General features: G+C 69.4%; 12 protein-coding genes. 3 read left to right on the top strand and 9 right to left on the bottom strand.

The features are described from left to right. Window positions 1–17: 17 nt before the first annotated feature. Complete coding sequence (locus RZR99_RS19215; protein WP_323121354.1) at window positions 18–782, bottom strand: fumarylacetoacetate hydrolase family protein; 765 nt, start codon at window positions 780–782, stop codon at window positions 18–20. Then, complete coding sequence (locus RZR99_RS19210; protein ID WP_323121353.1) at window positions 779–1,468, bottom strand: fumarylacetoacetate hydrolase family protein; 690 nt, start codon at window positions 1,466–1,468, stop codon at window positions 779–781. Before RZR99_RS19210 ends, RZR99_RS19215 begins: the two co-directional genes overlap by 4 nt. 162 nt (window positions 1,469–1,630) lie before the next feature. Between RZR99_RS19210 and hpaR the strand changes: the two genes are divergently transcribed. Beyond that, entirely contained in the window at window positions 1,631–2,074 is a 444-nt protein-coding gene (gene hpaR, locus RZR99_RS19205) for a homoprotocatechuate degradation operon regulator HpaR (protein ID WP_323121352.1), read from the top strand. Window positions 2,075–2,131: 57 nt separating this feature from the next. Here hpaR and RZR99_RS19200 read toward each other — a convergent pair whose 3' ends face one another. After that, on the bottom strand, window positions 2,132–3,325 hold the full coding sequence (locus tag RZR99_RS19200; RefSeq protein WP_323121413.1) for an SDR family oxidoreductase: 1,194 nt from the start codon (window positions 3,323–3,325) through the stop codon (window positions 2,132–2,134). Window positions 3,326–3,336: 11 nt separating this feature from the next. Beyond that, window positions 3,337–4,059 (bottom strand): MipA/OmpV family protein, encoded by a 723-nt coding sequence (locus tag RZR99_RS19195; RefSeq protein WP_323121351.1) that lies wholly within the window; start codon window positions 4,057–4,059, stop codon window positions 3,337–3,339. Between the two features lie 267 nt (window positions 4,060–4,326). Between RZR99_RS19195 and RZR99_RS19190 the strand changes: the two genes are divergently transcribed. Together RZR99_RS19190 and RZR99_RS19185 are read left to right on the top strand one after the other, a co-directional pair. Next, window positions 4,327–5,052 carry a response regulator gene (locus RZR99_RS19190; protein WP_323121350.1) on the top strand — a complete coding sequence of 242 codons (726 nt, stop codon included), beginning with the start codon at window positions 4,327–4,329 and terminating at the stop codon, window positions 5,050–5,052. Then, window positions 5,053–6,384, top strand: a complete 1,332-nt coding sequence (locus RZR99_RS19185; protein ID WP_323121349.1) for an ATP-binding protein — start codon at window positions 5,053–5,055, stop codon at window positions 6,382–6,384. Window positions 6,385–6,466: 82 nt separating this feature from the next. Here RZR99_RS19185 and RZR99_RS19180 read toward each other — a convergent pair whose 3' ends face one another. From RZR99_RS19180 to RZR99_RS19160, 5 genes are all read right to left on the bottom strand, one after another. Then, window positions 6,467–7,462 (bottom strand): substrate-binding domain-containing protein, encoded by a 996-nt coding sequence (locus tag RZR99_RS19180; RefSeq protein WP_323121412.1) that lies wholly within the window; start codon window positions 7,460–7,462, stop codon window positions 6,467–6,469. 101 nt (window positions 7,463–7,563) lie between these two features. After that, window positions 7,564–8,961: an LLM class flavin-dependent oxidoreductase gene (locus RZR99_RS19175; protein ID WP_323121348.1), complete on the bottom strand. Its 1,398-nt coding sequence runs from the start codon at window positions 8,959–8,961 to the stop codon at window positions 7,564–7,566. Window positions 8,962–9,007: 46 nt separating this feature from the next. Further along, window positions 9,008–10,222: an SfnB family sulfur acquisition oxidoreductase gene (locus tag RZR99_RS19170; protein ID WP_323121347.1), complete on the bottom strand. Its 1,215-nt coding sequence runs from the start codon at window positions 10,220–10,222 to the stop codon at window positions 9,008–9,010. A gap of 4 nt (window positions 10,223–10,226) precedes the next feature. Further along, a complete protein-coding gene (locus tag RZR99_RS19165; RefSeq protein ID WP_323121346.1) occupies window positions 10,227–11,465 on the bottom strand; it encodes an SfnB family sulfur acquisition oxidoreductase in 1,239 nt (412 codons plus the stop codon). 114 nt (window positions 11,466–11,579) lie between these two features. Beyond that, window positions 11,580–12,647, bottom strand: a complete 1,068-nt coding sequence (locus tag RZR99_RS19160; protein ID WP_323121345.1) for an ABC transporter permease — start codon at window positions 12,645–12,647, stop codon at window positions 11,580–11,582.

Here is a 12,647-nt window from a genome sequence, read left to right as displayed (position 1 = left end):
CTCCTTGTGCGCCCGGCTCAGCCGGCGCGATAGTAGTCCGCTTCCGCGACGATCGTGTTGACCAGCCGGCCGACGCCTTCGATCTCGGTCACGACCTCGTCGCCCGGCTGCGTGTCGGCCAGCCCCTCGGGCGTGCCGGTCAGGATCAGGTCGCCCGGCGCGAGCGTCATGAAGCCGCTGATGTATTCGATCAGCGCGGGGATGTCGAAGATCATGTCGCGGGTGCTGCCGCGCTGCGTCTCGCGCCCGTTGACCGTCGTGCGCAGCGCGAGGTTCATCGGATCGCCGATCTCGTCGCGGCTCGCGAGCCACGGCCCGAGCGGCGTGCAGGTATCGCGGTTCTTCACGCGCAGGTTGGGACGGTAGTAGTTCTCGAGATAGTCGCGGATCGCGTAGTCGTTCGCGACCGTATAGCCGAGCACGTAGTCGAGCGCGTCCGCGCGCTTCACGCCGCGCGCCGCGCGGCCGATCACGACGGCCAGCTCGCACTCGTAATGCATGTGCGTCGCATCGCCCGGGCGCACCGTGTGCGCGCGATGGCCGACGAACGTATTCGGTCCCTTCAGGAAGATGAGCGGCTCGCTGGGCGCCTTGAACGCCAGCTCCTTCGCGTGATCGGCGTAGTTCAGGCCCAGCGCGAAGGTCGTGCGCGGCGCGACGGGCGGCAGCCAGCCGACCTCCGCCTCGCCCAGCACGCGCCCGGTATCGAGGCGGATCAGCCCGTCGCCGGCCGGTTCGGCCGCATGCAGCGCGCCGTTGTAGATGACTCGCGCCGTTTTCATCGGAGCGCCTCCGCCACCAGCGTATGCCGCAGCACGCCCAGCCCGGGCGCATCGATCTCGACCCGGCTGCCCGCGCGAACGCGCGGCGCGCCGGCCGCCACGCCCAGCAGCAGCACGTCGCCGGCGTCGAACGACATGAACGACGAGATGTCGGCAATCAGCTGCGCGACCGGGCGGATCAGGTTCGCGGTGCTGGCCTCGAAGCGCGGCACGCCGTCGACCCGCACCGTCAACGCCAGCCGATCGGGATCGCCGGCTTGCGCGGGCGCGACGAGCGCCGGGCCGAGCGGGCAGAAGCCGTCGCGGCACTTGAAGCGGACGGCGGGACGGTAATAGTCGGGATGCGGCACCGAGACGTCGCTCGCGAGCGTCAGCCCCTTCACGTGAGCGAGCGCCTGCGCGGGCGACACCCGCGTGGTGCGGCGCGCGAACACCACGCCGATCGACGCGCCGATTTCCAGCGCTTCGACCCCGTGCGGCACGACGACCGCCGCGCCGTCGGCCGCATGCGTGTTGGCGGGTTTGATGTAGAGCACCGGCGCCTGCGGCGGCTTGCCGTAGGGCGCCTGATGGACGGCGTCGCCGAGCGCGGCGAGCGCGCCGCGGTCGTTCAGCAGAACGCCGTATACCGTACCGATGCGCACCGCTTCACGCGGCCCGGCTTCGGCGACACAAGACAGCTCCATGCCAGCTTCCCTTGCCGCGACGCGGCTCGATCCAATTACTTAACATATTAACTATAGGTTTGGAAAAGTACAACCGCGATAACCCTGAGGGAATCTTCCGTTATGCCGCCCTATTAACTCCCCTGTTAATATGAGGACATCATACGTCGTCACTGGACTTTCATGAATCGCACCTTCGATCATCGCAATCTGGCCATGCTGCTGCTCGAGGCCCGCGAAGCGCTGATGGGCCGATTCCGCCCGATCCTGAAGGAATTCGCGCTGACGGAGCAGCAATGGCGGATCATCCGCGTGCTCGACGGCGAGCCGTCGCACGAGCTGGAAGCCGGGCAGATCGCGAAGCGCTGCTGCATCCTGAGCCCGAGCCTCACGGGCGTGCTGGAGAGAATGGAGCGCGACGGGCTGATCCGGCGCACCCGCGCGCAGGAAGATCAGCGTCGGCTGATCGTCAGCCTGACGGCGCAGAGCCTGAAGCTCGTCGCCGAGATCAGTCCGCGCATCGACGCGCAATACCGGGCGCTGGAACAGCGCTTCGGCGTGGAAGCGCTCGGCGAGGTGTACGCCGCGCTCGACAAGTTGATCGAGGCAAGCGGCGCACCGTCGTGACGCAGCAAGCGTCCGGACGCGGCGGGCGGCCACGCGCCGCCCCGCCCGCGCGCCGGCTTATCTGAGCGTGCGGCGCATCTGGTCCATCACGCCGATGCCGCGCGATGTGCGCATGCACTCGTTCACGTAGTCGACGAACGGCAGCGGTTCGAAATCGATTTCGTCGCGCACTCGCGCATTGTCGAACACGTAGTCGAGCTCCGCGAAGCGCGCATACTGCTGCAGCGCGTGCTCGATCAGCCGCTCGCGCGCGCGGTCGCCGCGGCCGAGCACGTCGCGCGCGATCAGCGGGAAATCCGCCGCCGAACACAGCGCGTAGCGCTGCACGCCCTCGATGCCCGCCGCCTCGTCCATCGCCCTCACGATCTGCGTGACGGTCGGCGCTTCGTCGCCCGCCGACACGTGGTACGTGTCGTGCGACAGCGTCGGCTTGACCGCCAGCAGCATCAGCGCCCGCGCGCAATCGTCGACCGCCACCACGTCGAGGCGCGTCATCGGCCGCGCGGTGAAGCGCCGCGCCGCGTGAATGATCCGGAACATCCAGAAGGTGCTCGCCGACGGCTGCGTGCCGAGCACCGTATGCCCGACGACGCTCGACGGCCGCGCGATCACGAGCGGCAGGCCGAGCCCGCGCAACTGCTGCTCCGCTTCGCGCTTGCTGCGCGTATACAGCACGCGATCGACGCCGCGCCGGCCGGTGCCTTCCACCGGACCATCCTCCTCGAACACCGTGCCGCCGCCGCTGCGCCCGGCGACCATCGCCGCGCTGACATGCGTGAAGCGCTGCAGGCGGGCGCTGCCGACGAAGCGCGCCGCGAAGCGCAGCGTGCTGTCGACGTTGGTCGCGGACACCGCCGACTTCTCGGAGAACGTCACCATGCCCGCGCAGTTGATCACCTGCGACGCCCCCAGCAGCCGCGCCTCGTCCGCAGCGGAAAACGCGCCGCCCAGCTCGCCCGCGATCACGTTCGCTTCGCTCAGCCGGTCCGCCCAGTACGGCGCGAGACCGCCGCGCAGCGCGGCGGCGCGCAGCCGCTCGAGCCCGTGCGCCCGGTCCCGCGCCCGCACCAGGCACACCACCCGGTCGAGCAGCCCGGCGTTGACCAGGGCGACGAGCACGGAACCGCCGATGAAACCCGTCGCGCCCGTGAGCACCAGCCGTTCGACGTTCGCCGCTGCCGCGGGCGCACTCGCCGGCGACACGAGACTCGTGCGCCAGTTGAGCGACAGGGCGGTTTTCCAGATCAACACCATAGCCTCCTTCAGAAACGGTAAGTCAGCGCCGTCAGACCGAAGTAATTGGATTTCGCCTGCACGATCGGGCTGTTGCCGTACTGGCCGAGCAGCCGGGTGACGCCGGCCGTCGTCAGCACCGACCAGCGCGGCGAGATCGTGTAGGTCCAGGCGACGGCCATCGACGCGCTGTCGATGCCGCCCTTGGTCGAGTACGGCCGGAACCGGCTCGTCATCGACTGCGCGTCGGTCACGCCGTAGAACGTCTGCGTGTAGCGCCCCGAGCCGGCGTGCACGGTGCCCGTCACGACGATCTGGTGCTTCGCCGTCTTGAAGATCGGCACCGCGAGATCGACGTGGCCGGACAGGCCGCGCGTGGTATGCGTGACGGGCGTGTCGAGCGTGACGCTCAGCACGCTGTCGCCGTAAAGCTTGACGCCCGCCTGCACCGACATGATCACCGAGCCCGGAATGTTGCCCATGCCCTTCAGGTAATCCGAGCCGGACTCGCCGAAGCGGTTCTCGTCCTTGCGCCCCGAGTCGTACGAAACGGCCGCCGACACGAAGGTGCCGTGCGGCAGCGTCAGCCGGTATCCCGCGCCATCCTGCGTGCTGATGAAGAAGCCGCTGCCGAATTCGGCAGAAAAGACCGGGGCGACGACGCCGCGATACTCGTTGCTCCCCTGGTAGCGCGGCGCGACGCCGCCGCCAAGCCCGAACGTGTAGACATTTTCGGCATGAGCGGGAACCATCGACATCAGGCCGGCGAACGGAACGCAGTAGCGGAAGTGTTGGAGACTGGGGCGCACAATTATGAGATAAGAGTCGAGGAGTTCGCAGTCTAGAGGTGTGTGCCCCCCGAAACTGTCCCTAAAGTTGCGGGAATATGTACTGAAATGTGTTCGATTGTTGGCGATTGTCGCGGCGTCTCGCCGCCCGCCGGCCGGACGGATAAAATTTACCTGCCCTGCCCCGATTCGCGTCGAACGGACGGACGGCGGGGGTCACTCGAGGAGACCATGAACGACGTAACGCTCAAATACCGCGTCCTGCTGATCGAGGATGACGATCGGCTCGCGCAGCTGATCCGCGAGTACCTCGACGGCTATGAATTTTCCGTCACCGTGATCCGCCGCGGCGATCTCGCCGTCGCGGCCGTGCGCGAGCATCTGCCCGCGCTGGTGATTCTCGACCTGATGCTGCCGAATCTCGACGGCATGGAAGTGTGCCGCCGCATTCGCGGCTTCTCGAACGTGCCGGTGCTGATCCTCACCGCGCGCGCGGACGTGTACGACCAGATCGCGGGGCTCGAGACCGGCGCCGACGACTACGTGACCAAGCCGATCGAGCCGCGCGTGCTGGTCGCGCGCGCCCGCGCGCTGCTGCGCCGCGTGCAGCCGGCGACCCCCGCCGAGCCGGCCGCGGAGCCGGCCGGCCTGGTGTTCGGCGAGTTGGTGATTTCGCCGCCGAACCGCACCGTCACGTGGCGCGGCGAACCGGTCGACCTGAAGACCGCCGAATTCAACCTGCTGCTGATCCTCGCGCGCTCGGCCGGCACGGTGCTGAGCCGCGACGACATCCTGAAACAGCTGCGCGGCATCGAGTTCGACGGCATCGACCGCTCGGTCGACTCCGGCATTTCGAAACTCCGGCGGCGCTTCGAGGACGCGTCGTCCGAACCTCACAAGATCAAGACCATCTGGGGACGCGGTTACCTGTTCAGCCCCTCCGCCTGGGACGAATGAATGTTCCGCTCCCTCATCAAGCTGTACCTCGTCATCATCGTCTGTGCCGGCGCGGGGGTTTTCTTCGTCAACCATTCGTTCCTGCGCTTCTTCCACGAGCGCATCGTCGCGAGCGAGCGCCGGTCGCTGAGCGCCTATCAGTTCGTGCTGACGGACTACCTCGCGCGGCATCCGGGCAACGCGCGCCGCGCCGCGCTCGAGGAGCTGAACCGGCACGGCAGCGACGGCTTCAACCTGACGCCGTCGAGCGCCGTGCGCGCGGCCCTGAACGACAGCCAGTGGCGCGACCTGCAGAAAGGCCTGATCGTCGTCAGCTACGACAACAAGGACTATTACATGCCGCTCGCCGACGGCTACGTCGTGCACGCGCATCCGAACGAATGGGACGATCTCGACATCCGCATCTACGCGTACCTGGTCATCGCGCTGGCGACCCTCGTCGCGGTCGTGTTCTGGGTGTACTACCACTGGCGCGACCTGCTCCAGCTGCAGGCCGCCGCGCGCTCGTTCGGCTCCGGGCGGCTGTCGACCCGCGTGCGGCTGTCGAAGAAATCGAACATCTACGAGCTGTCGGAACAGTTCAACGACATGGCGCAGCGCATCGAAGCGTCGATCCAGCAGCAGCGCGACATGATGAACAGCATCTCCCACGAACTGAAAACGCCGCTCGCCCGGCTGGAGTTCGGCCTCGCGTTGCTGTCGTCGCCCGATTCCGCCGGACGCATGCGCGAGCGCCAGGACGCGCTGCGGCACGACGTCCGCGAACTGGACGACCTGGTGACCGAATTGCTGACGATCAGCCGCCTCGAACAGGGCGAGGGGCATCTGGTGCTGATGCAGGTGGCGGTCAACGAGCTGGTCGACAGCGTCGTGGCGAGCGTCGCGGACGACGTCGCCGATCTCAAGCTGACGCTCGCCGTGGCGACCCGCGGCGCCCCCGTGTCGCACGTGTGCGATCCGAAGCTGGTCGCCCGCGCGCTGCTGAACCTGATTCGCAACAGCTCGCGCTACGCGGCGACGTCCATCGCGGTGCGCGCGACGCTCGGCGACGCGGGCGCGCTGGTGCTGACGGTCGAGGACGACGGCCCCGGCATTCCGCCGGCCGACCGCGACCGCGTGTTCGAGCCGTTCCATCGCCTCGACTCGAGCCGCGACCGGCAAACGGGCGGCTTCGGCCTCGGGCTGACCATCGTGCGACGCGTGGCGCTGGTCCACGGCGGCGACGTCCGTCTCGACGAGACGCCGCTCGGCGGCGCACGCTTCATCATCACGCTGCCCGCGAGGGAGTGGCCGATCAAAGGCCGCCGGGAATCGCGCGCGTTCGCGGCATGACCGGCCCTCGCGTCGGCGCGGCAACGCGCCGACGCGAGGGGACGCCGGACACGTCGCCGCCCCGGCGGCGCCCGGTTCGCGCTCAATCCGTCGACGGAATCCAGCTTGCGCGCGCGGCATCGCTCGCGCGGAACGCCGGGAATTTCGCGCCCAGTTCGGCCACCGTGCGGATGTCGTTGCGCACGAGGTCGTCGCGCGTGATCAGGGTCGGCTTCACGACGATCCGGCGGCCCGGATCCTGCCCGGCCACGAGCAGCGCCGCCGCGCGCACCGACACGGCGCCGACCACCGCCGGGTTGGTCGCCGCCGTCGCCACCCACGCGCTCCCGGGCGCGCGGATCGCGGCGATGTCGGCGGTCGAGATGTCCGCGCTGTAGATCCGCAGCTTCGCGCCGAGCTTCGCCTCGTTCGCGGCCAGCAGCGCGCCGCGCGCGAATTCGTCGTAAGGCGCGAACACCACGCGGATCTCGGGATGCGCGCGATACGCGGCGGCCGCCTGATTCGCGACCGACTGCGCGATCGGGTTGTCGACCGTGCCCCAGCGCGCCTTTTCCTGCACCCCGGGCCGCGCCTGCCTGAACTCGCGCCACACGGCGTCGCGACGGTCGAGCGGCGCGAAGCCCGCGACGTACACGTAGCCTGCCGCGAACGACGGGCCGTTGTCCTTCACCGCCTGGTCGAGCACCAGCGTCGCGAGATCCCGATCGCTCTGCTCGATCTGCGGCACCTTCGGATGATTCAGGTCGACGTCGAACGCCACCACCTTGATGCCCTTGTCGAGCGCGCGCTGCACGACGTCGCGCAGCGACTCGGGCAGCCCGTGATTGATGACGATCGCCGCGACGCCGAGGCTGATCGCCTGCTGGATCTGCTCGCGCTGCTCGGCGGCGTCCTGCCGCCCTTCGTAGATGCGCAGGTCGACGCCGAGCGCCTTCGCCTGCTTCTGCGCGCCCGCCTCGTAGGCCTGGAAGAAATCGCCCGTCGACAGATAGTTGACGAGCGCGATCTTCACGCCGCCCTTGTCGAACGGCGCGGGCGCGTCCCGCAACGGCCCGGCCGCGACGGCCGCCGCCCCCATCACCGACAACGACACCGCCAGCACGATCCGGCGCACTGCCCGCCCTGACATCCGCATGGTCACTCCCGAGAAAAATTCGATCGCCGCGCCTGTCGGCGGCGTCAGCCGCGCGACTCGGCCCGCGCCGCGCGCTCGCCGCCCACGCGGTAGCGCGCGCCGGGATGCGGGGCCGCGAGGCGCGGCCCCGCGCCGTGCAGCTTCTCGCGCAGCGTGCCTTCCGCGTAGGCCGTCTTGTACAGCCCGCGCCGCTGCAGTTCCGGCACGACCAGGTCGACCACGTCGACGAAGGTTTCGGGCGTCACCGCGTAGGCGAGATTGAAGCCGTCGACGTCGGTCTCGTCGACCCACGACTGCAGATCGTCGGCGATCTCGCGCGGATCGCCGACCGACACCGGCCCGAGTCCGCCGATCCCGCCCCAGCGGGCAATCTCGCGCACGGTCCAGGTCCGGGTCGGGTCCGCGCTCGACAAGGCTTCCACGGCCGACTGGATCGCGTTGCTCTCGACGTGCCTGAGCGGCTCGTCGAGCGCGTATTTCGACAGGTCGATGCCGGTCCAGCCCGACATCAGCGCGAGCGCGCCTTCGTCGCTCGCATAGCGCCGGTACTCGGCGTGCTTCGCGTGCGCGTCGGCCGACGTGCGGCCCGTGATCACCGTGTGCAGGTTGAAGATCAGCACGTCGTGCGGATCGCGGCCGAAGCGCTGCACGCGCGCGCGGATGTCGGCGACGAACGCCTTCAGGATCGTGCGCGACGGCGCCGCCACGAAAATGCATTCCGCGTGCTGCGCCGCGAAATCTTTGCCACGCTTCGACGCGCCCGCCTGGTACAGCACCGGCGTGCGCTGCGGCGACGGCTCGCACAGATGGATGCCCGGCACGTCGAAGTAGGTCCCGCGATGGCCGATCGGGTGCACCTTGCCGGGCTCGGCGAACCGGCGGCGCTCGACGTCGCGCACGACGGCGCCGTCCTCCCACGACCCTTCCCAGAGCTTGTAGCAGACCTCGAGATACTCGTCGGCCAGCGCGTAGCGGGCATCGTGGTCGACCTGTTGCGGCAGCCCGAGATTGCGCGAGGCGCTGTCGAGATACGAGGTGACGACGTTCCACCCCACCCGCCCGTTGGTCAGGTGATCAAGCGTCGACATGCGCCGCGCGAACGGATACGGATGCTCGTACGACAGCGAACAGGTCACGCCGAATCCCAGATGCTGCGTGACGGCCGCCATCGCCGACACGAGCAGCACCGGATCGTTGACAGGCACCTGCGCGCCCTGCCGGATCGCGGCCTCGCCGCTGCCCTGATAGACGTCGTAGATGCCGAGCACGTCGGCGATGAAGAGCCCGTCGAACTTGCCGCGTTCGAGCAGCTGCGCCAGTTCGGTCCAGTAGCTCAACTGCCGGTAGCGCCACGACTGGTCGCGCGGATGCGCCCACAGGCCGGGCGACTGGTGGCCGACGCAGTTCATGTCGAATGCGTTGAAACGGATCGGGCGAGTCATCGTGGGGCGTCTCTCGATGCGGATGCGGATGCGAACGCGGCCTTGTTCACAGCGCGCCGTGACGCGGCGGCAGCGTGTCGTTCAGATGGTAGTTGGCGATCGCGACGTACTTCCAGCGCACCGGATCGTGCAGCGTATGGGTGCGCGCGTTGCGCCAGTGGCGGTCGAGCGCGTGCTCGGCGAGCACGCCCTGCGTCCCCGCCAGCTCGAGCAGCCGCGACGACGCATGCAGCGCGATCTCGGTCGTCGCCGCCCGCGCCTTCGCGACCGCGATCGACGCGGCGGCCACCGTGCGCGCGTTCGCGTCGTCGATTGCCGCGTCCACGCGCCACCCCGCCCGCTCGGTCAGCGCATCGGCTGCGTCGAGTTCCAGCGCGAGCCTGCCGAACAACTCGAGCGTGAGCGGATCGTCGCTCGCGCGCTCGACCTGCGCGTCGACCCACGGCCGCGCCCGCTCGCGTACGAAGCGGCGCGCGTCGGCGAACGCGGCGCGCGCGATGCCAAGATCGACGGCCGCGTGCAGCAGTTGCCCGAGCGGACCGACCGGGGTCGGCTTCGCGTCGAACGCCGCGCTGTACGGCACGACCGCCGCCGCGTCGACGTACACGTTGTCGAGCCGGGTCGTGCCGCTGCCCGTGGTGCGCTGACCGAACCCGCTCCAGTCGTCCTCGACCGTCAGGCCCGGCGCGCGAGCGGACGTGAACGCCACGTGCAGCACGTCGTTCGCGTCCTTCGCGACCACCGGGATCCAGTGCGCGAACAGCGCGCCCGTCGAATAGAACTTCTGGCCGTTGAGCCGGAATCCCGCGCCGTCCGGCGTGATCGCGGTGCGGTAGTCGCGCACCGTCTTCGTGCCGCGCTCGGACAGCGCGTTGCCGAAGCGCTCGCCCAGGAGCGCGCGTTCGAAGAAGAAGCGCTGCTGATCGCGCGTGCCGTTCACGCGCAGCACTTCGAGCATGTAGAAATGATTCTGCGGAATCTGGCCGATCGCGGGGTCGGCCTCCGACACGATCGCGGTCACCGCCGCGAGCGTGGCCGCCGACACCGCCGCGCCGCCGAATTCGCGCGGCACCGCGATGCCCCACAGGCCACTGGCCGAATAGGCATCCAGCTCGCCGTACGGCAAGCGGCGGTCGCGGTCGCGCTCCGCCGCGCCGGCGGCGATGGTGGCCGCGAACGCGTGTGCCGCGTCGAGCGCTTCCTGGTCGGATGCGATGCGGCGCGCCGCCTGCGCGGCCGCGGATTGCACCAGTGCGTTCATCGGTTCAGTTCCACGGATGGCGCGCGGGTTTCGCGCCGTTCAGATAGTAATTGCCGACCAGGTGGTATTTCCAGCGCACCGGATCGTGCAGCGTATGCGTGCGCGCATTGCGCCAGTGGCGGTCGAGCCCGTGCTCGGCGAGCGTCGCCTGGGTGCCGGCCAGCTCGAGCAGCTTTTCGCTCGCGAGCAGCGCGATCTCGGTCGTCAGTACTTTCGCCTCGCCGACCGCGACCGACGCGCGCGCCACGTCGTCCTCGCTGACTTCCGGCTGCGCGGCGATCGCGTCGAGCGTGCGCGCGGCGCGCTCGAGCAGCGCGTCGGCGGCGTGCAGGTGGATGAACAGGCGGCCGGTTTCGCGGATCGTCAGCGGATCGTCGCTCGCGCGTTCGACGCCGCTGTCGATCCACGGCCGCGACCGCTCGCGGACAAAGCGCAGCGTGTCGTCGAGCGCGGCATGCGCGATACCCGCATCGATCGCCGCCTGGATGATCTGCGAGATCGGGCCGTTCAGCGTCGGCAGGTCGGACACGCGATGCGCGGGAAACACGTGCGACGCCGGCACGCGGACCGCCTCGAGCCGCACCGTGCCGCTCGCTGTCGTGCGCTGGCCGAAGCCCGACCAGTCGTCGATCACCGTCAGCCCCGGGGTGCCCTGCGGGATATACGCGAGCCAGCCCTTGCGCTCGTCGTCGAGCCCGAGCACGGGCACGTAATGCGCGAACAGCGCGCCCGTCGAGTAGAACTTGGTGCCGTCGACGCGGTACCCGTCGCCGTCGCGCGTCACCTTCGTCTTGAGATCGAGCACATGCTTCGTGCCCTTCTCGGAAAAGCCGTTGCCGAGACGCTTGCCTTTCAGGATCTCGCCGAAGAAGAAACGCTTCTGCTCGTCGCTGCCCGTCAGCGCGATCACGTCGACCAGCCCGAAGTGGTTCTGCGGCAGCTGTCCGAGCGACGGGTCCGCCGCCGCGATCCGCTTCACGACCTCGGTGAGCGTCACGTACGACACGCCCGCGCCGCCGTATGCCTTCGGCACCGTGATGCCCCATAGCCCCGCTTGCGAGAACCAGTCGATTTCCTCGTGCGGCAGGCGGCGCTCGCGATCGCGCTCGACCGCGCCGGCCGCGAGGCGCCGCGCGATGTCGGCGGCCACGTCGAGCGCTTCCCGATCGCTCCCGATCACGCGGGCCGGGCCGGCCTGGGCGCCATGTTCCGGCGCGGGCGCCGTTTCGAGTATCGCGGACATGCAGGTCTCCATGAGCTGACACAAAGGATCAATCTATCAACCGGCTCCGCCGGCACAAACCGATTGATTCTGGAATGGTTATTCCCGCGCGGAAATTGCCGCGCCCGGGACCGGTCAGCGGATCGCCTTCGCGCCGATGCCGAACGTGAACGCGAGCGCGCACACCAGCAGCAGGCCCTTGATGAAGTCCTGCATGTAGTACGGCGCGTTGAGCATCGTGAGCCCGTTGAGCAGCACGCCGACGAACACCGCGCCGAGCACCGTCCCCGCGACGTTCGGGCGTTTCGCGCCCCACGCCGCGTAGCCGACCAGCGACGCCGCGACCGCGTCGAGCAGCAGCGCATGGCCCGCGCTCGCGTCGCCGCGTCCGACCCGCGCCGCGATCAGCACGCCGCCGAGCGACGCGAGCGTGCCGGATACGACGTAGGCCGCGACCCGGTAGCGCGCGGTCGGCGCACCCGCGAGCCGGGCCGCGGTCTCGTTGCCGCCGATCGCATACAGCACGCGGCCGAAACGCGTCGCCTCCGTCGCCACGCAGGCCACGACGGTGACGACGGCGACCGCGAGCACCGGCAGCGGCACGACGTCGAACAGACGCAGCCGCCCGAGCGCGAGAAACGCGTCGGGAAACACGCCCGTCGCCTCGGTGCCGTCGGGCAGGATCGCGCCGGTGGCGAGCGAGCGGCCGCCCGTCGGAATCAGTTGCAGCCCGGCGAGCAGGAACAGCGTGCCGAGCGTCGCGAGCTGATCGGGCACGCGCAGCCGCGTGATCAGCAGACCGTTGAAGAGACCCGCTCCGACGCCCAGTGCCACGCAAACGCCGACCGCCGCCCAGGCGCCGCCGTGCCAGACGACCAGCACGTAGCTCGCCGCCATCTGCGCGCACGCGGCCACGCTGCCGACCGACAGATCGAAGCCGCCGACCGCGAGCGTCACCGTCACGCCGATACCGAGCAGCGCGACGATCGATACCGCCTGCAGGATGCTGAACAGATTGTCGATCTGCAGGAACGCGGGCTCGCGCAGCGCGAAGACGGCGACCAGCACCGCCAGCACGAGCAGGATGCCGGCCTGTTCGAGCCGCGCGCGCAGCGCGGCCCGCGCATGGCGCGCGGATGCATTCGCGCGCGGCTGCGAAGGCAGCGCTTGCGACGGCGGAGCGGCGGATGAAGGGGCTTTCAT

Source organism: Burkholderia alba (assembly GCF_034721475.1).
GTDB classification, from domain to species: Bacteria; Pseudomonadota; Gammaproteobacteria; order Burkholderiales; family Burkholderiaceae; genus Burkholderia; species Burkholderia alba.
Note: the sequence above shows the minus strand (reverse complement) of the source record. Positions and strands in the feature narration are given on the sequence as shown.